This is a genomic window from Sphingomonas sp. OTU376 (assembly GCF_038440415.1).
GTDB lineage: Bacteria > Pseudomonadota > Alphaproteobacteria > Sphingomonadales > Sphingomonadaceae > Sphingomonas > Sphingomonas kyeonggiensis_A.
The window spans coordinates 1-18438 of sequence record NZ_JASATQ010000053.1; the positions used below are offsets into that span (position 1 = coordinate 1).

Annotated in this window: 18 protein-coding genes; 8 read left to right on the forward strand and 10 right to left on the reverse strand. The window is 68.8% G+C overall.

Going from position 1 to position 18438, the window contains the following annotated elements; translation table 11 throughout:
- The first annotated feature begins 68 nt into the window (after positions 1 to 68).
- Entirely contained in the window at positions 69 to 1634 is a 1566-nt protein-coding gene (locus AAHM44_RS18585; RefSeq protein ID WP_342250910.1) for an alpha-amylase family glycosyl hydrolase, read from the forward strand.
- Entirely contained in the window at positions 1631 to 2638 is a 1008-nt protein-coding gene (locus AAHM44_RS18590) for a glycosyltransferase family 4 protein (RefSeq protein WP_342250911.1), read from the forward strand. The genes AAHM44_RS18585 and AAHM44_RS18590 overlap by 4 nt, the downstream gene beginning before the upstream one ends.
- A 107-nt stretch (positions 2639 to 2745) precedes the next feature.
- Here the strand turns inward: AAHM44_RS18590 and AAHM44_RS18595 are convergent, their stop codons facing one another.
- From AAHM44_RS18595 to AAHM44_RS18625, 7 genes are all read right to left on the reverse strand, one after another.
- The gene (locus AAHM44_RS18595; protein WP_342250912.1) at positions 2746 to 3732 is read right to left on the reverse strand and encodes a D-cysteine desulfhydrase family protein; all 987 of its coding nucleotides are present in this window, start codon (positions 3730 to 3732) and stop codon (positions 2746 to 2748) included.
- A gap of 133 nt (positions 3733 to 3865) precedes the next feature.
- Positions 3866 to 4342, reverse strand: coding sequence for a hypothetical protein (locus tag AAHM44_RS18600; protein ID WP_269573573.1), 477 nt, complete (start codon positions 4340 to 4342; stop codon positions 3866 to 3868).
- Between the two features lie 163 nt (positions 4343 to 4505).
- Entirely contained in the window at positions 4506 to 4664 is a 159-nt protein-coding gene (locus AAHM44_RS18605; RefSeq protein ID WP_342250913.1) for a hypothetical protein, read from the reverse strand.
- A complete protein-coding gene (gene smc / locus AAHM44_RS18610; protein ID WP_342250914.1) occupies positions 4661 to 8068 on the reverse strand; it encodes a chromosome segregation protein SMC in 3408 nt (1135 codons plus the stop codon). The genes AAHM44_RS18605 and smc overlap by 4 nt, the downstream gene beginning before the upstream one ends.
- A gap of 22 nt (positions 8069 to 8090) precedes the next feature.
- Complete coding sequence (locus AAHM44_RS18615; protein ID WP_269573576.1) at positions 8091 to 8843, reverse strand: DsbA family protein; 753 nt, start codon at positions 8841 to 8843, stop codon at positions 8091 to 8093.
- Between the two features lie 31 nt (positions 8844 to 8874).
- On the reverse strand, positions 8875 to 9639 hold the full coding sequence (locus AAHM44_RS18620) for a thioredoxin domain-containing protein (protein ID WP_342250915.1): 765 nt from the start codon (positions 9637 to 9639) through the stop codon (positions 8875 to 8877).
- The gene (locus tag AAHM44_RS18625; protein WP_269573578.1) at positions 9639 to 10172 is read right to left on the reverse strand and encodes a DUF721 domain-containing protein; all 534 of its coding nucleotides are present in this window, start codon (positions 10170 to 10172) and stop codon (positions 9639 to 9641) included. The genes AAHM44_RS18620 and AAHM44_RS18625 overlap by 1 nt, the downstream gene beginning before the upstream one ends.
- Before the next feature lie 27 nt (positions 10173 to 10199).
- Here AAHM44_RS18625 and AAHM44_RS18630 point away from each other — a divergent pair, with 27 nt between their 5' ends.
- Genes AAHM44_RS18630 through nudC form a run of 3 tightly spaced genes read left to right on the forward strand, consistent with a single transcriptional unit; the run spans position 10200 to position 13424 of the window.
- Entirely contained in the window at positions 10200 to 11270 is a 1071-nt protein-coding gene (locus tag AAHM44_RS18630) for an A/G-specific adenine glycosylase (RefSeq protein WP_342250916.1), read from the forward strand.
- Positions 11258 to 12541: a serine hydrolase domain-containing protein gene (locus tag AAHM44_RS18635; RefSeq protein ID WP_269573579.1), complete on the forward strand. Its 1284-nt coding sequence runs from the start codon at positions 11258 to 11260 to the stop codon at positions 12539 to 12541. The genes AAHM44_RS18630 and AAHM44_RS18635 overlap by 13 nt, the downstream gene beginning before the upstream one ends.
- Positions 12542 to 12551: 10 nt before the next feature.
- Positions 12552 to 13424, forward strand: a complete 873-nt coding sequence (nudC, locus tag AAHM44_RS18640) for an NAD(+) diphosphatase (RefSeq protein WP_269573580.1) — start codon at positions 12552 to 12554, stop codon at positions 13422 to 13424.
- A 211-nt stretch (positions 13425 to 13635) separates the two neighbouring features.
- On the opposite strand, the gene AAHM44_RS18645 is transcribed toward nudC, so the two are convergent.
- The 3 genes from AAHM44_RS18645 to AAHM44_RS18655 all read right to left on the reverse strand — a co-directional run bounded on the left by AAHM44_RS18645 (position 13636) and on the right by AAHM44_RS18655 (position 15416).
- A complete protein-coding gene (locus AAHM44_RS18645) occupies positions 13636 to 14142 on the reverse strand; it encodes a hypothetical protein (protein WP_269573581.1) in 507 nt (168 codons plus the stop codon).
- Positions 14143 to 14156: 14 nt separating this feature from the next.
- Entirely contained in the window at positions 14157 to 14399 is a 243-nt protein-coding gene (locus AAHM44_RS18650; RefSeq protein ID WP_342250917.1) for a helix-turn-helix transcriptional regulator, read from the reverse strand.
- Between the two features lie 120 nt (positions 14400 to 14519).
- Positions 14520 to 15416 carry a prephenate dehydratase gene (locus AAHM44_RS18655; RefSeq protein WP_269573583.1) on the reverse strand — a complete coding sequence of 299 codons (897 nt, stop codon included), beginning with the start codon at positions 15414 to 15416 and terminating at the stop codon, positions 14520 to 14522.
- A 102-nt stretch (positions 15417 to 15518) separates the two neighbouring features.
- Between AAHM44_RS18655 and AAHM44_RS18660 the strand changes: the two genes are divergently transcribed.
- From AAHM44_RS18660 to AAHM44_RS18670, 3 genes are all read left to right on the forward strand, one after another.
- Positions 15519 to 16190, forward strand: coding sequence for a c-type cytochrome (locus tag AAHM44_RS18660; protein ID WP_342250918.1), 672 nt, complete (start codon positions 15519 to 15521; stop codon positions 16188 to 16190).
- Between the two features lie 74 nt (positions 16191 to 16264).
- Entirely contained in the window at positions 16265 to 17200 is a 936-nt protein-coding gene (locus AAHM44_RS18665; RefSeq protein WP_342250919.1) for a hypothetical protein, read from the forward strand.
- 144 nt (positions 17201 to 17344) lie between these two features.
- Positions 17345 to 18430: an HD-GYP domain-containing protein gene (locus AAHM44_RS18670; protein ID WP_269573586.1), complete on the forward strand. Its 1086-nt coding sequence runs from the start codon at positions 17345 to 17347 to the stop codon at positions 18428 to 18430.
- The last annotated feature ends 8 nt before the right edge of the window (positions 18431 to 18438 follow it).

Genomic DNA, 18438 nt, shown 5'->3' on the forward strand with positions numbered 1-18438 from the left:
TTCTCCGCCGTGGCGCGTGTGGCCCTGGACCCCGGCTTTCGCCGGGGAACAAGAGGGAGTCTCTCCGCATGACCGAATGGTGGAAATCCGCCGTAATCTACCAGATCTATCCGCGCTCCTTCCAGGACACGAACGGCGACGGCATCGGCGATTTGCAGGGGATCGAGCGCCGCCTCGACGACCTCAAGGCGCTCGGGGTCGACGCGATCTGGATTTCCCCGATCTTCCCCTCGCCCATGGCCGATTTCGGCTATGACGTCGCCGACTATTGCGGGATCGACCCGCGCTTCGGCACCCTGGCGGACTTCGACGCGCTGCTCGCCGCCGCCCACGCACGCGGCATCCGCCTGCTGCTCGATCTCGTCCCCAACCACACCTCGGACCAGCACCCCTGGTTCCAGGAAAGCCGATCGGCCCAGGACGATCCCCGGCGCGACTGGTATATCTGGCGCGATGCCAGGCCCGACGGCTCGCCGCCCAACAACTGGATCAGCGATTTCGGCGGCTCGGCCTGGGAGTGGGACGAAGCCACCGGCCAATATTATTACCACGCCTTCCTCAAGGAGCAGCCCGACCTCAACTGGCGCAACCCGGCGGTGCGCTCGGCTATGCTGGACGTGCTGCGCTTCTGGTTCGAGCGCGGCGTCGACGGCTTCCGCATCGATGTGCTGTGGCACATGGTCAAGCATGTCGACCTGCCCGACAATCCGGTGAACCTGGACTGGGCGCCCGGCCAGGCCGATTACACCCGCGTCCACCAGCTTCACTCGACCGACCAGCCCGAAGTCCATGGCATCGCCGGCGAGATGCGCGCGATCGCCGACGAATATGGCGCCCGCGTCCTGATCGGCGAGATCTACCTGCCGGTGCCGAAACTGGTCGGCTATTACGGCACGCCCGAGCAGCCCGGCGTCCACCTCCCCTTCAACTTCCAGCTGATCGGCGCCGAGTGGAACGCGCCCGGCCTGGCGAAGATGATCGCCGACTATGAAGCCGCGCTCCCGGCGGAGGGCTGGCCCAACTGGGTGCTCGGCAATCACGACCGCCCGCGCATCGCCACCCGCGTCGGCGCGGAGCAGGCCCGCGTCGCGATGATGCTGCTCCTCACCCTGCGTGGCACGCCCACGCTTTATTATGGCGACGAGATCGGCATGGAGGATGGCGAAATCCCCGCGCACCTGGTGCAGGACCCGCGCGAGATCCGCGATCCCGGCATCGGGCTCGGCCGCGATCCGGTGCGCACGCCGATGGCCTGGGACGCGACCACGAACGCCGGCTTCAGCCCCGCCGACCCCTGGCTGCCGCTCCACCCCGACTGGATCGCCCGCAACGTCGAGGCGCAGCGCGGCGACCCCGCCTCGCTATGGCGCCTGACCCAGAAGCTCCTCTTCCTTCGCCACGAACACCGCGCACTCGCGCTCGGCGACTACCACCCGGTCGATGCCGGCGGCGACCTGCTCGCCTTCGAGCGGTGCTACGCGCATGACCGGCTGCTGGTCGTGCTCAACCTCGGCGACACGCCCCAGGGCTTCGCCATCCCCGAATGGGCCGAGGACTTCACCGTGCTCGCCTCCGCGCGCGGCGGCCACGACCCCGCGCTGCTCTCCCCGAACGAAGGCTATATCCTGGGATGAAGATCGCGATGCTGGCGCCGATCGCGTGGCGCACGCCGCCGCGCCATTACGGCCCCTGGGAACTGGTGACGAGCCTGCTGACCGAGGCTTTGGCCGCGCGCGGGATCGACGTGACCCTGTTCGCCACCCGGGACTCGATCACCGCCGGCACGCTCGATGGCGTGGTGCCGATGGGCTATGAGGAGAGCCCCGACATCGACGCCAAGGTCTGGGAGTACGCGCATCAGTCGCACCTCTTCGCCCAGGCGGACCGATTCGACCTGATCCACAATCAGGCCGATTTCCCGGCCCATGCCTATGCCCCGCTGATCGACACGCCGATGGTGACGACGATCCACGGCTTCTCCTCGGATCGCATCCTGCCGATGTACAAGCCGTTCGAGGGCCGGGTGCACTATGTCGCGATCAGCAACGCCGATCGCCACCCGGCCTTGCGCTATGCAGACACCATCCATCACGGCATCCGCCTCGACGAATTTCCCTTCGAGCCCGAGGGTGGCGAGGACCTGCTGTTCTTCGGCCGCATGCACCCGGACAAGGGCGCCGCCGAAGCGATCCAGCTCGCCCGCGCCACCGGGCGGCGCCTGAACCTGTACGGCATCATCCAGGACCAGGGCTATTTCGACCGCGAAGTCGCGCCTTTCCTCGACGAGCGCATCGCCTATCACGGCCCCGTCGGCGGCGCGGAGCGCCTGCGCGCGCTGGGCAAGGCGCAGGCGCTGCTCCACCTGATCAACTTCGACGAGCCCTTCGGCCTGTCGGTGATCGAGGCGATGGCGTGCGGCACGCCGGTAATCGCGATCAATCGCGGCAGCATGCCCGAGCTGATCGTCGATGGCGAAACCGGGTTCCTGGTCGCTTCGGTCGGCGAGGCGATCGCCGCGCTGGGCCAGGTGGAAGGCATTAACCGCGCCACCTGCCGCGCCCGGGTTGCCGAGCATTTCTCGGTCGAGGCGATGGCGGACAAGTACATCCAGCTCTACCGGCGCATCCTGGGCACCTAGCCATTCCCATGGCAGTTCCCCGGCGAAGGCCGGGCCCCAGGGTTTCTCTGCCGTATCGCCTGTGGCCCTTGGCCCCGGCTTTCGCCGGGGAACAGCTTCCCCAAACGCTAGCCGGAAAAAGCCGGCTGGTACGCATAAAGCCCCGGCGTCCCGCCCGTCATCACGAACAGCACATCGCCGCTCAGCGACCCCTCGCGTAGCCCCGCCAGCACGCCCGCAAACGCCTTGCCGCTATAGACCGGGTCGATCAGCAGCCCTTCCTGCCGCGCCATCAGCCGCACCGCCGACAGCATCGCCTCGGTCGGGATGCCATAGGCTTCGCCCCGCTGCGAACCGTCGATCCGGAGATGCTCCGCCCCCAGCGCCCCACGCCCGAGCAGCGCCCGCGTCTCGTTGGCCAGCGCCAGCGTGCCACGTTCCGCCTCCGCCAGTTCGGCCAGCACGGTGAACGACAACACGCGCCGGGGATCGCCGATCCCGGCGGCAAGCCCGGCATGCGTGCCGTGGCTGCCATTGGCGACGATTACCGTGCTGAACCGTAGCCCCAGCTCGGCTTCCTGCGCCTCGATCTCCGCCGCGCATGAAGCATAGCCGAGCGCGCCGACCGGCGAGGAGCCACCCGATCCGACCACATAGACCTTGCGCCCCTCCGCCCGCAGTATCTCGGCCCGCGCCTGCGCGGCCGCCAGCGAATCCGCTCCGCGCGGCAAATGATGCACCACCGCGCCGAACAGCCCATCGAGCAGCTGGTTGCCGTTGTGGAGATAGGCGGGATCCTCGCGCGGTACCGTATCGGTCAGCATCAGCTCGGCCTTGAGCCCCATCCGCGCCGCCGCCGCCGCGCTCAGCCGGGCGTGGTTGGATTGCCGCGCGCCGGTGGTGATGAAGGTGTCGCAATCCTCGGCAATCGCGGCGCCCAGCAGATATTCCAGCTTGCGCAGCTTGTTGCCGCCGCCGCCCAGCCCCATCAAATCGTCGCGCTTCACGAACAGTCGCGCACCCTTCAGCCCCAGCGCATTCTCCACCCGCTCCAGCCGCTGGATCGGAGTCGGCGCGTCGAACAGGGCAATGCGGGGAAAGGCGTCGAGGTTCATCGGAAGGGCACCAGCAAAGAAGGGTGCGCTTTCATACCCTCCATCGTCATCCCGGCGAAAGCCGGGATCTCATGCCGTAGCGCAGGGAAGGTGCCGCACGGGACCCCGGCTTTCGCCGGGGTGACGGAGGGGGCTACAGCGCCGGCTTGCACCCGCGCGTCTGATACACGCCGCGCAGGAAGCCGCGCCGGGCAAAGCCGGCATCGACCGCCGCATTGAGCTCGCGTTGCGCCGAAGCCGCGCCGCTCACTTCGCGGACCAGCCCGCGGAACGGCACGATCAGCCCGGCCACGGTGTCGCCGGTCACCTTTACCTTGCGGCTCTTCTTGCGATTGACGCCCTGGACGAAATCGGGTCCCAGCGCCTCGCCGAGATCATCGAACGCGTCGGCGATCTGTGTGCATTTCGACAGGCCGGACAGGCTGTAGGGCGCGGCCGCCGCTTTCTGGAGAACCGGCGGAATCTTCGTCTTCACCGCGCCGACATCCTTGGCCGGCTGCTCGGCAATATCGCCGGCGCGCTCCGCGGTGCTCTGCTGCTTGTCCTGGGCAAAAGCGGGACTGGTCGCCAGCATCGCCGTGGCAAGGCCGATCCAAAGGCTCGATCGCATGCACTTCCTCCTGTTGCCGCCCCGGTATCGAGATAGGGAGCGGCTATGCCTGCGCCAACCAGAAGGATTGGCCGGCATGCGAACTATACTGCCGTCATCCCCGCCTTCGCGCGGATGACGAGAGAGACTATGCGTACTGAAGCCACCCAGCAAAACCCGCCGCTCAGGCGATCGCCCAGATCAGCAGCCCGACGAGTATCGCGATCACGGCCATCGCGATCAGGCAGCCGGCGGCGCCAAATCGCTTCTCGATGATCCAGGCGCTGCCCTCGACACACGCCTGCAGCACGATCTCGAACAGGCCCTCGAACAGGAAGCTCATTCCGCCGCCAACAGGCTCTCCGCCCCGCCCAGGTCCACCGACACCAGCCGGCTGACCCCGCGCTCGACCATGGTCACGCCGAACAGCCGGTGCATGCGGCTCATCGTCGCCGCATTATGGGTGACGATCAGGTAGCGCGTCGCGGTCTCCTCGGTCATCTTCTCGAGCAGGTCGCAGAAGCGATCGATATTGGCATCGTCGAGCGGCGCATCGACTTCGTCGAGCACGCAGATCGGCGCCGGATTGGTCAGGAACAGCGCGAAGATCAGCGCGACGGCGGTGAGCGCCTGCTCGCCGCCCGAGAGCAGGGTCAGCGACTGGAGCTTCTTGCCCGGCGGCTGCGCCATGATCTCGAGTCCGGCCTCCAGCGGATCGTCCGAATCGATCAGTTCGAGATGCGCCGCGCCCCCGTTGAACAGCGTCGAGAACAGCCGGCGGAAATGCTGGTCGACCGCTTCGAACGCCGCCAGCAAGCGTTGCCGGCCTTCGCGATTCAAGGTTCCGATCGAGCCCCGCAGCTGGTTGACCGCCTGGTGCAGCTCGTCGCGCTCGGCGGCGTTGCTGGTGAAGGCGGCTTCCAGTTCGGCGAGCTCGGTCTCGGCGACCAGATTGACCGGCCCGATCCGTTCGCGCTCGGCGTTGAGTTTCTCATGGCCGGTCGATTCCTCCTCGGGCGTGCGCACCGTGGCTTCGTCGAATCCGGCCTTTTGCGGCAGGAGCGGCGGCGGGCATTCGAATCGCTCGCCCGAGATCCGCCCCATCTCGATGCGGCGCATCTCCTGGTTCTCGGCACGCGCGACCGCGCCGGCGCGCTGCTCGCGGGCCTGGGCCAGCACTTCATTGGCGCCGCGCACCGCGCCTTCGGTCTCGCGCACCGCGATCTCGGCGTCGCGCTCGGCGGCCTGGGCGGCGGCGCTCTCGATCCGTGCCTTTTCGGTCGCGGCCTCGGCCTCGGCGAGCTGCGCCTCGAGCGCCGCGGGCTTGCCGGCCAGCGCTTCGTTTTCCTCGGCAAGCTGGAGCGCGCGCTTGTCCATCTCGTTGGCGCGCCGTGCCGCATCGCCGGCGCGCGACTTCCAGCTCTTCGCCTCGGCACCGGCCGCGGCATGGCGTTCGCGCGATGCCGAGATCTCGCGCTCCAGCGTGCCGCGCTCGGCCCGGGCGCTGGCGGAAGCGGCGCGCTTGCCCTCGGCATCGCTCGACAGCGCCTGCACCCGGGCACGCGTCTCGGTGCCGTCGGGCAGCGCCGCCTTGGCTGCCTCGGCGCGGTTCAGCTCGGTCGCGGCTTCGTCCTGCTCGGCGGCGACGCGGCGGATGCGCGTGTCGAGATCGGCGCGCTGCGAATCGAGCCGCTCCAGCTGCGCCGTGGCGCGGTCCTCGGCACGCCCCGCCTCGCGGCCCGCATTGTCCGCATGCTCCAGCACCCGCCGGCAATCACTGGCCGCGCGCCGCGCCTCGGCGATATTCTCCTCGATCCGGGTGAGCTCGGCATCGGCGCTCTCGACCGCGCGCACCGCCGCCGGCCGCGCCTTCTCGATCACGGCGAGCCGGTTGACCCGCACCAGACGCTCGGCCGCCGCGGCGCCCCCGGACTTGGCGACATAGCCGTCCCAGCGCCGCAGCGCGCCCGCCAGCGTCACCAGCCGCTGACCGACGGCAAGCGGCTGGCCCTTGTCCTCCTCGGCAACCAGCACCTGCGCCAGCCGCCGCGACAATCCTGCCGGCGCCTGGACATGCTGGCCGAGCGGCGTAGTGCCCGAAGGCGCGCCGGGATCCCCGGCCTGGGGCTCGGCACCGGCCCAATAGCGCTCGGCGCTGGTATCCAGACCGGCTTCGAGATCGTCACCCAGAGCCGCCGCGAGCGCGCGCTCATAGCCGGCATCGACCTTGAGCTTGTCGAGCAGCCGGTCTTTGTCCGAAGGCCGGGTCGCCTTGGCGAGCGCGGCGGCTTCGCTGTCGAGCTGGGCGAGCTCGGCATGCGCGCCGGCGCGCTTGGCCTGGGCATGGTTGCGCGACTCGATCGCGCTGCGCTCCTCGGCATCGGCCCGCGCCAGCCCGGTCCGCGCGCTCTCCGCCTGGCGGATCGCCTGCGCCCGTGCCTCGGCGGCGCGTGCCTTCTCGGCCTGGAGGGGCTCGGGATCGGGCAGCGCCTTCAGTTCCGCGTCGATCCGCGCCCGGTCACGCTCCGAGCGCTCGACCCGCGTCCGCGCCGCCACCAGAGCGGCCTCCGCAACGCGTGCCTCGGCCGCTTCGCTCGCCTGCGCCGCCAGCGCCTGGGCCAGCGCGACCTCGGCATCACGCGCCGCGCGCTCGGCATCGGCCAGCGCCGCATCAAGGTTCGGCATCCGCGCCGTCGCCTCGGCGATCCGCTTGTCGAGTGCCTTCAGTTCCTCGTCGAGCCGGGCCAGCGCCTCGGCGGCATCCCTGGCGAGCGCGCCTTCGCGGCCGCGATCCTCCTCCAGTCGGCGCACCGAATCCTGCACCTCGGCGATCCGCCGCTCGACCGCCGCCTTGTCCGATCGCAGCGTCGCGAGCCCGTGCATCGCCTCGGTCGCCTTGTCGCGCACGGCCAGCGCCTCGGCGCGCAGCGTGGCGAGCTTCTCCGCCGCCTCCAGTTGCACCGCCACCGCCGAATCATGCGCCTTGGTCCGCTCGGCGACCAGCGCCTCGGCCGCGGTCGCTTCCTTCTTGGCCGCGTCCGCCGCGCTCGCCGCGTCGCGCCAGCGGGCGAAGATCATCCGCGCCTCTGCAACACGGATCCGGTCGGAGAGCTCGCGGTAGCGCTCGGCCTGGCGCGCCTGGCGCTTCAATTGCGCGGCGCGCGTCTCCTGGTCGCCGATGACCTCGTCGAGCCGGGTGAGGTTCGCCTCGGTCGCGCGCAGCCGCTGCTCGGCGTCCTTGCGGCGCACATGCAGGCCGGCGATGCCCGCGGCTTCTTCCAGCATCGCGCGGCGCTCGCCCGGCTTGGCCTGGATGATCGCGCCGATCCGCCCCTGGCTGACCAGCGCCGGCGAATGCGCGCCCGTCGCCGAATCGGCGAACAGCAGCGCCACGTCCTTGGCGCGCACGTCGCGCCCGTTGATCCGGTAGGCCGAGCCCGCGCCGCGCTCGATCCGGCGGACGACTTCCAGCTCGTCATCGCTGCCGACCTGGTCGGCCTGGATGGTAACCTCGGCGAAGTCGCGCGAGGGGCGGGTGGCGGTGCCGGCGAAGATCACGTCTTCCATGCCGGCGCCGCGCATCGACTTGGCGCTGGTCTCGCCCATCACCCAGCGCAAGGCTTCGAGCAGGTTGGACTTGCCGCAGCCATTGGGGCCGACGATCCCCGTCAGCCCCGGCTCGATGCGCAGATCAGCCGGGTCGACGAAGCTCTTGAAGCCTGTCAGCCGCAGCCGCTTGATCTGCACGGCGTCCCCCGCCCCCTAGGCGTCAGCGCGCGCCGGCTGCCTTGAGCAGCGGCTCGAGCTGCTCCCAGCTGCCGGCCTCGACCTTCTTGCCGTTGATGAAGAAGCTCGGGGTGCCGTTCACGCCATAGACGGTCGCGCCGTCGGCATTGACCTTGGCGATCTCGTCGATCTTCTTCTGGTCGCCCAGGCACTGGCGCGCCTTGGCTTCGGGCACGCCATACTGCTTCATGAAGTCGATCATGCCGAGCTGCTCGGCAAAGGCGACCGCGGCCTGGGGCGGCGGCATCTGCTGGAGCTGCTGGATCAGCTGCGGCTGGGTCTTCACCAGCTGCTCGGTGCGGGTCAGGAACGTGTCCTGGTTCTCGAAGAACTTGTCGAGCACCGGGAAGAAGCTCTCGTCGGGCACGCACTGGTTGAGCAAAGCCGCGGCGAGATCGGGTGCGCCGTGGATCAGGAAGTCGCGGAATTCCCAGCTGACCTTGCCGGTGGCGATATAGTTCTTGCGCAGCGGCTCGGGCGCGGTGCGGCCGAACAGCCCGCAATAGGGGCAGTTGCGCGAGCCATATTCGACCAGCTTGATCGGCGCGTCGGGATTGCCCTGGCGATAGCCGCCATCGGTGGTCTTCACGATCACGTCGGTCCAGGCCTTGCCCGCCGGCGCGGTCACCGCCTTCACCGGGGCCGAAGCGGTGACGTTGCCCTCGCCGCCGCCGCCGCAGGCCGCGAGCAGGCCGGCCAGCGCCAGCACCGGGATCAGGGCGAATTTGATACGCATAGCTCTGCTTTCTCCAGGGTATTCGATACGATCAGGCGCCATTGGCCCACAGCTCGGGCAGCAATCTGTCCCAGGTGAAGGCGCGCAGCTTGCGCCCATTGATGATGAAACTGGGGGTGCTGTCCACCTGATAGACGTTGACCGCGTCCGCATTGGTCTTGGCGATCCGCCCGATCAGCTTCGGATCGGCCAGGCACTGGCGCGTCCTGGCCTCGGGCAACCCTTGAGTCTTCATGAAGGCGATCAGCCCCATCGCCTCGGCGAATCTGGTCGCCATCTGGCCCGGCGGCAGCTTCTGCCATGCCTCGACCTGCTTGGGCTGGCCGTCGACCAGCTTGTGCAGCCGGTCGTCGAACGTCTTCTGATTGGCGTAGATCGCGTCGAGCACCGGGAAGAAGCGCGCGGTCGGCACGCACTGGTTGACCAGCGCCATCGCCAGGTCGGGCGCGCCGTGGATCAGGTAATCGCGATATTCATAGCTCACCTTGCCGGTGGCGATGAAGTCGCTGCGCAGCGGCGGCACGCCGTCGGCGGCGAAGCGCCCGCAGGTCGGGCACCCGCGCGAGCCATATTCGACCAGCTTCACCGGCGCATTCGGATTGCCCTGGCGGAAGCCGCCCTCCGGCGTGATCGCGACGGTCGCGGTCCAGTTCGGCGCGGCGGCCGGGCGGGCGGCGGGCCTGGCTGCGGGCTTCGCCGCCGGCTTGCGCGCCTGTTGCGCCGAAGCGCCGCCGGCCACGGCACCGCCAACCAGGGCAAGCGCAACCGCGCCGGCAGTCATCATCACGATACGCATCAGTCGATCCGGCCGATCTTGGGCTTCTCGTCGCTCGCGGCGACACCGGCGGCCAGTGCCTCGAGCACGGCCTTGAGTTCAGGGTCGGCGATCCCGCGCAGGCTCTCGCCCATCGCTTCGCTCAGCGGCTTGAGGCTGGGCGGCGGCGCGGCCTTGGCCGGCGCCTTCACCTGCCCGTGGCGGATCGCGATCTTCGCCACCGCCGGATAGCCGAAGAAGCGGTTCACCCGGTCCATGATCTCGGGCGCGACATGCTGCATCGTCGGCGCGAAGGCGCCCGAGACGATCAGGCTCAGCACGCCCTGCTCGCGCTTGCCCTGGGGGAACTTGATCGATTCGGGGATCGAGACCCGGGCATAGCGCTCGCCGACGATCTCGCCCCAGCGGCTGACGATCGAATGCTGGATGAAGCCGAACTTGCGGAAGCTGGCCGCGCCGACATCGGGCAGCAGCTCGGAGACCGAGCGGGCGCGCAGCGCGCGCTGCGGCTCGGGCTTGGGCTGGCGGGTAGTGGCGCGGGGGGGCTTCGTCATTTCCACCAACCCATGCCATAGGGCCCTGTGCCCGACAACGCCCCCCGTACAATCGTTCCCCTCGCAATCGCTCCCGCGCTGCTCCATTGGTACGACCATAACGCCCGCGACCTGCCCTGGCGCGCGCGGCCCGGCGCCAATGCGCCCGATCCCTATCGCGTCTGGCTGTCCGAAGTGATGCTCCAGCAGACCCAGGTCGCCAGCGTCATCCCCTATTTCGACAAGTTCACGCGCGCCTGGCCGACGGTGGAGGCGCTCGCCGCCAGCGAGGATGCCGACCTGATGGCCGCCTGGGCGGGCCTTGGCTATTATGCCCGCGCCCGCAACCTGCTCGCCTGCGCCCGCGAAGTGGCGCGGCGCGGGGCGTTCCCGGACACCGAAGCCGGCCTGCGCGAACTCCCCGGCGTCGGCGGCTATACCGCCGCCGCGATCGCCGCGATCGCCTTTGGCCGCCGCGCGGTGGTGGTCGATGCCAATGTCGAGCGCGTCGTCTCGCGGCTGTTCGCTCTTGAGGAAGCGCTGCCCGGCGCCAAGGCCCGGATCTACGCGCTCACCGACTCGGTCACCCCGGAACTCCGCTCGGGCGATTTCGCCCAGGCGATGATGGATCTGGGAAGCGGAATCTGCACCGCGCGGTCGCCCAAATGCCTGCTCTGCCCGTTGCGCGCGCATTGCGCCGGCTTCGCGGGCGGCACGCCGGAACGCTTCCCCATCAAAAGCGCGAAACCGCCCAAGCCCCAGCGCTACGGCACGATGTTCTGGCTCGAGCGCGATGGCCGGGTGCTGCTCGTCCGCCGCCCGGACAAGGGCCTGCTGGGGGGTATGCGCGCACTGCCCACCGGTTCCTGGACCGATTCGCCGCCCGGTCTGGAAGGCGCCCCAATTGCCGCCGGATGGCAGCTGCTCGACGAGCAGGTCAGCCACGGCTTCACCCATTTCAACCTCGACGTCGCTCTTGCGGCTGCAACAATCGCAGCGCATGCAGGCGCCGCCGTGGAAGGCGAGTGGTGGCCGGTCGCCGATCTCGAATCGGCAGGCCTGCCCACCGTATTCGCCAAGGCGGCACGGACATTCAGGAGACGGCTATGCGCGCAGTGATCGGTTTCGGCATCGGGATGGCGGCACTGGCCGCGCCCGCCTTCGCGCAGACGGCGCCCACGCCGCCCGCACCGGCCAAGGTCACTGCCGAGACCGCGCTCGCCCAACGCTATGTCGCCGAAGGCAAGGTGCCCGGCATCGTCATCGTCACCGGCCGCGGGCAGGGCGAAGTCACGGTGGTCACCAATGGCCGGGTCGCCAATGAAGCCACCGCGCACAAGGCCGATATCGACAGCCTGTGGCGCGTCTATTCGATGACCAAGCCGATCACCGGCATCGCCGCGATGATCCTGGTCGAGGAAGGCAAGCTCAAGCTCGACCAGCCGATCAGCGACTTCATCCCGGCGTTCAAGGACATGAAGGTGCTGGTCGATCCGTCCAAGGACCTGACCACCCGCCCGGCGACGAAACCGATCACCGTGCGCAACCTGCTCACCCACACCGCCGGCCTCGGCTACAACATCATCACCAAGGGACCGCTGCTCGACGAGTATAACAAGCTCGGCATCAATCCGGCCCAGGTGAACGTGCCGATGGAAGCGCAGATGGCGCCGGCCCGGCCCGACACGCTCGAGGAATTCGCCAACCGCACGGCCTCGCTGCCGCTGATCGCCGAGCCGGGTGCCAAGTGGAGCTATTCGATCGGCCTCGATATCCTCGGCCGGGTGATCGAAGTCGCCGGCGGCATGCCGTTCGATCAGTTCGTCAACACGCGCATCTTCAAGCCGCTCAAGATGAAGCAGAGCTACTGGACAGTGCCGGCGGGCAAGGTCGGCAATTTCGCCAGCAACTATGTGTTCATGGGCAGCCAGCGCATTGATGCCGATCCGGCGGCCAGCTCGATCTATCTCAAGAAGCCCGAATTCCCCTATGGCGGCGCTGGGCTGGTGATGTCGGCGCGCGACTATGATCGCTTCCTCCACATGCTGCTGAACGGCGGCGCGCTGGACGGTGCCCGCATCCTCAAGCCCGAGACGGTGGCGCTCGCCATGTCGGACCTGCTGCCGGCGGGCACCGACACCTCGGCACTCAATGACATGACCAGCGATACCGGCGCCCGGCTCGGCTTCGGCGCGGGCGGCTCGGTCTATCTCGCCGATGCGCCGGGCGGCCCGGGCAAGGGCACGTTCGGCTGGGGTGGCGCCGCCGGCACGATCGCCTGGGTCGATCCGGTCCACAAGCTGCGCGCCGTCGCGATGATCAACCTGTTCGGCGACACCGAGCTCAAGCGCGCGGTCTCCAAGGCTGTGTACGCCGATCTCGCCAAGTGAATCGGAGCAAATGACGCTTACCCCAGGTTTCACCGGCGGCACGCTCGATCGTGCCGACCGGGTTCGCCACGATCCCGAGCTGCTCGCCACCGCGCTGGCCGATCCGCGCGCGCGCCTGCTGGTGCTCGACGGGCTCGACCCGGTGCTGGATGAAGACGGCCACCTGACCTGGACCAGCTTGGCCGAAGCGCAGGGCGAGCTGCTGTTCCTCGGCTTCGAGGCGGGCGAGCCGCGCTTCGTCTCGACCTTGCCGGAGGGGATGCCGGTGCCGATGGGCCGCTCGCCGGCGCTGTTCGCGATGCTCGATCGCTTCGCGCCGGCCGATGCCGCCAATTACGCGTCGGCGCGCGGGCTGGTCTTCTGGCATGGCCGCAACCGCTTCTGCGGAAATTGCGGCACGCACACTTCGGTGTCGCATGCCGGCTGGGGGCGGAGCTGCCCCCATTGCGGCGCCGAGCATTTCCCCCGGGTCGAGCCGGTGGTCATCATGCTCGCCGAGCGCGGCGACATGGCGCTGCTCGGCCGCCAGCCGAGCTGGCCCCCGGGCCGCTACTCGGCGCTCGCGGGCTTCCTCGAAGTCGGCGAATCGATCGACGAGGCGGTGCGGCGCGAGACCTGCGAGGAATCGGGCATCCGCATCGGTGCGGTCCGCTATGTCGCCAGCCAGCCCTGGCCCTTCCCGGCCTCGCTGATGGTCGCCTGTATCGGCGAAGCGCTCAACGACGACATCCGGATCGACGTGCACGAACTGGAGCATGCGGACTGGTTCAGTCGCGAAGATGTGCGCCGCGCGCTCGCCCGCGATCCGGAGGCCCCGTTCGTGGCACCGCCGCCCTATGCCATTGCGCACACCCTGCTCACCGCGTGGGTGGAGGGGGGCTAGCGCACAGAACCGTCTGGTTCAGCGCCTTTAGCTGCTCCCCGGCGAAGGGCGGGGCCCAGGGTTTCTCCGCCGAATCGCGCTGTTACCCAGCCGGTCATCCCCGCGAAGGCGGGGATCCATTCACTACTGACGGCGGTAATGGATTCCCGCCTTCGCGGGAATGACGGGGGAAGGTGTAACTCTGCTCCTGAAGGGGACTGAAACCGCCCGCCTAGTCCTCTTCCACCGGCTGCGTCGTCCAGCTGGCGTGCAGCGTCGGCACGGTCAGGTAGAGCACGAACAGCATATAGGCGAAATTGGCCAGCTGCCCCATCAGCGTCTCACGGCTCCAATTGCCGAGCAGGGTGAGCCCGAGCAGCAGCCAGATGCCCAGAAAGGCTGCGAAGGTCACCGTGGCGAAGCCGATCAGGAAGGCGCGCTGGCGCACCTGGCGGTCGAATTCGTCGACGAGCTTCGCCGCTCCCCAGGGCTTGATCGGCCCGAAGATCGGCAGGAACACGCCCAGCGCGAACCCGGCCGAGACCAGGCCATAGCCGATAGGGAACGCATCGGGCCGGGCGAGCCCCAGTCCCCAGCCGCCAAGGGCAAGAGCCAGTGCAAACATCGGGATCCAGCGGAGATGGCGGCGTCTCACTTCCTGCCGGGCCAGCGCGGGGATTCCGGTGCGGTCGGCCGCGGCGTCGAGCCGGGCGAACAGGCGTTCGTTGAAACGGGACATGGCGGTCTCCGGCATCATTCGGCCGCGCGGCGCAGCGCGCTCGCGACCGATTCGAAGGGGGCGAACGAGAAGACGAGTTCCACCGGAACCTCGAAAACCTGGGCGATCTTCATGCCCAGCTCCAGGCTGGGGCTATAGTCGCCGCGCTCGAGATAGCCGATCGTCTGGGGGTTCACCCCGGCCGCCTCGGCCAGTTCGCGCCGGCTCATCCCGCGTTCGGTGCGGAACAGGGCAATACGGTTGTGTATCTGCGGCAATATGGCGACTCACACGACGATATGTTGTCTATACACAACGATTCGTCGCGTGAGTCAAGCAAGCGCCGCCGGCCGGCGAAAACCGGCTATGGCGCAACCTTTGTTACTTTCAGCGTCTGGTCAGGCGCGTTCGCGCGCCTGGGGGTAGGTGCCGAGCACGCGCATCCACTTGGTGTGGAACTTGAGCTCCTCCAGCGCCCGCGCCACCGGCGCCTCGTCGGGGCTGCCGACGATGTCGGTGTAGAACTCGGTCGCCGCGAAGCTGCCGCCGCGCTGGTAGCTTTCCAGCTTGGTCAGGTTGACCCCGTTGGTCGCGAACCCGCCCAGCGCCTTGTAGAGCGACGCGGGGACGTTCTTCACCTCGAAGACGAAGGTGGTCATGAACGGTCCCTCGGGCTTGTCCTCGGCCGCCAGCGGTTCACGGGCAAGTACCACGAATCGCGTCATATTGTGCGCAGCATCGGCGATGTCGGAGCCGAGCGTCCGCAGCCCGTACAGCTCGGCCGCGCCCGGCGGGGCGAGGGCGGCGATCGCGGGGTCGGCAGCCTCGGCGACCATCGCGGCGGCGCCGGCGGTGTCGGGATAGGCGAGCGGCTGGATGCCCTGCGCCTTCAGCCAGTGGCGGCACTGGCCGAGTGCCTGGGGGTGGCTCATCGCCTGTTTGACGCCCTCGACCGGGCCCAGGCCCATCAGCGCGTAGCGGATGGGGAGGAAATGCTCGCCGATGATCGACAGCCCCGATTCGGGCAGCAGGAAGTGGATGTCCGCCACTCGGCCGTGCAGCGAATTCTCGATCGGGATCATCGCGCAGCCGGCACGCCCTTCCTTCACCGCGTCGATCGCGTCCTCGAAGGAAAAGCAGGGGAGCGGCAGGCCGTCGGGGAACACTTCGCGCACCGCGATGTGCGAATTGGCGCCGGGCGCGCCCTGGAAGGCGACGGCCCGAACGGGGGTCCTGGCAGCGGCCTCGGTCATCTCCGCGACGAGCTTTCTCGCCGGGCTTGCGAAATTCTCCATAGTGCGCGGGCGCTAGCTGCCCGAACTTCGCACCGCAAGCCCCGCTTGCTTTCATTGCAAGGGCGGTTTTAAAGAAGCGCAACATATCCGCAGGGGCATTTCATGGACAATCGCTTCAATACGATCGCGGGCTGGGCACTTGCAGGGGGGATTGCTGCACTTGGGCTTTCGATCGCGAGCGGAATGTATTTCCATGCCGAACGTCCCGAGCACATGGGCTATGTGATTGAAGGCGTTGAGGAAGCGAGTGAGGGCGGTGCCGTCGCGGTCGCGCCGATCGCCACCCGCCTGACCAGCGCCGATCTCGCCAAGGGCGAGGCTTCGTTCAAGAAGTGCATGGCCTGCCACACCATCGCATCGGGTGGCGCCAACGGCATCGGCCCGAACCTTTATGGCACGATGGGTGAGGCGATTGCCCAGGGCAAGGCCGGCTTCGCCTTCTCCGATGCCCTCAAGGCCGTGGGCGGCAGCTGGGACTTCGACAAGATGGACGCGTGGCTGAGCAATCCGCGCAAGTTCGCCTCGGGCACCAAGATGACCTTCGCCGGCATCCCGGATGCGCAGGAGCGCGCGAACGTGATCGCCTATCTGAATTCGCAGGGCTCGAACCTGCCGCTGCCGGCGCCGCCGGCCGCCGGCGCCGCGCCTGCCGAGGGCAACGCGACCGACGAGCATGCCGCGGGCGGCAACCTCTCGAACGAAGCGACTCCGGCCGAGGGCATGCCGAGCAAGGATCCCGCCGCCAAGGCGCAGGCGGAAAAGAAGGGCGTCTGAAGACGCTTCCGCTCTGATGGAATGAACAAGGCGCCGCGGGCCATCCCGCGGCGCTTTCTTTTTGGCTCGTACCCATGCTCGCAACCGACCTGTCCGCACCGCCCTCCCGCAAGCTGTCCACCCGGCTGGTCGCGCGCCAGGTCTCGGAACTGCTGCTGGCGCGCAGCCGGCGCGGGCTGGCGCTGGTGCCGCAGGAGCGGCTGGCGGGCTTCGTCTTCGAAGTCGTGCTCGGCGGCAGCATCGCCCACCATCCCCATCGCGATCCGGCAACCGGGCGCTGGATCGGCGTCGAGGATGCCCGCGCGCTCGGCCGCCCGGTCAACGCCACTGCGATCGCCCATTCGATGCGGCTGCCGCACACCACGGTGCGCCGGCGCGCCGCGGAACTGGTCGATGCCGGGTTGCTCATGCGCGTCGCGGCCGGGTTCAGTGTCGCGCCGGGGTTCTTCGACAGCGATGTGCTGGCGCGCCTGGCCGTCGAGGACAAGGCCGAGTTGCTGCATGCGCTGCAGCGGTTGGCGGAGGCAGGCTATGCCCCGGCGATCGCGACGCTCGGCGCGGGCGTTGCCGCCCTGCCGGCGGGCGTGGTCGAGCGCCTGATACTGGCCTTCTCGTTGCGGGCGCTGGAGACGCTGACCGAGCTGTACGGCGATGTCACCGCTGGCACGATCGTCGCGGCGATCACCGCGATCAATGTCCGCCGCGTCACCCAGGATCCCCGCCTGTCGCAGCTCTATTCGAGCGAGGACACGCCGCCGCCCGATGCACTGCGCGAGCCGGTTTCGCTGCGCGCGCTGTCCCGCGCGATCGACCTGCCGTTCGAGACGGTGCGCCGCCGGGTCGCTGCATTGGTCTCGGAGGAGGTCGTGGCGTGGAAGGATGGCGGGGTGTTCGTGCCGGCCCAGGTGCTGCGCAACGATCGCCACATCGCCAATAATCGCCGCATCACCCTGCACTTCGACCAGATGCTGGCCACGCTTGCGGCATTGGCCGCGGAGCCGCACGGCTGACCCAATTCGGCGGGTCGGCCGATTGATCCCTCCACCGTCGGTAAATTACGTGAATCCTGGAATTAATGCCGCATGCCCGGGGGGGTTAAGTGGTCGCAACAAGGTGCAGGTGCGCCACCCGTCTCGTACGCCTGAGCCGGGTGGATGGATAGCGCGCGGGATGGCCTGAACGCGGGCGAATGGCGCGACCTCGGCAGTGCCGGGCCGGCCGCGGAAGCCGCCGCGCGGGCCCCCTCGCCGCGCCGCCTGTCCAGCACGAGGCTCCACATCAATGCCCGCCCCGCCAGCCTCGCCCAGGAGCGTGACCGTGCCCGGGAGATCGTCGGCATGGCGAAGGACACCGTCACCGAGACCTTTGCCGACATCCGCTTCGGCCGGAAGATCCAGGCGGCGAACCTCGCTCCGATCGTCTCGGCGATTGCCGCCTCGGTGGCGCGCAGCCCCACGGCTTTGCCCAGCGTCACGCGGATCAAGCTGCACGACGAATATACCTATCTCCATTCGGTTGCGGTCTGCGGGTTGATGCTTGCGCTCGGCAACGAGCTGCGGCTTGGGGCCGAATTGACCCAGGAGATCGGCCTCGCCGGGCTGCTCCACGATATCGGCAAGGCGCGGATCGATGCGGATCTGCTCAACAAGCCCGGTCCGCTCGACCTCGACGAATATGCCCGGGTCCAGGCGCACACGCTGCGCGGCTACGAGCTGCTGCGCGATTCGGGGATCGACTCGGAGATCGCGCTCGACGTCTGCCTGCATCATCACGAGCGAATCGACGGCAGCGGCTATCCGTCCGGCATCTCGCAGGAGACGCTGAGCATCCACGCCCGCATGGCGGCGGTGTGCGACGTGTTCGACGCGGTGACGTCGAACCGCAGCTACAAGCGCAGCTGGTCGCCCGGTGCGGCGCTCGACTGGATGATGGGCACCACCGGTCATTTCGATCCGCGGGTGCTGCGCGCGTTCCGCAGCCTGCTCGGCGTGTTCCCGGTCGGCGCGCTGGTCCTGCTCGAAAGCCAGCGCCTCGCCGTGGTGATCGACGAGCCCGCCGATTCGCCGGCAACGCCGGATGTGGCGGTCTTCCGCTGCGCCGGCACGAAGCGCGACCTGGTGCCCCAGCGCGTCTCGACGCGATCGGATCCGATCGTCGGGCTGGAGATGGCGGCGAAATGGGGCCTCGCCGATTTCGAACCGCGCCGCGCGCAGCTGCTGGACGATTTCGGCCCGGCCTGATTAGGGAT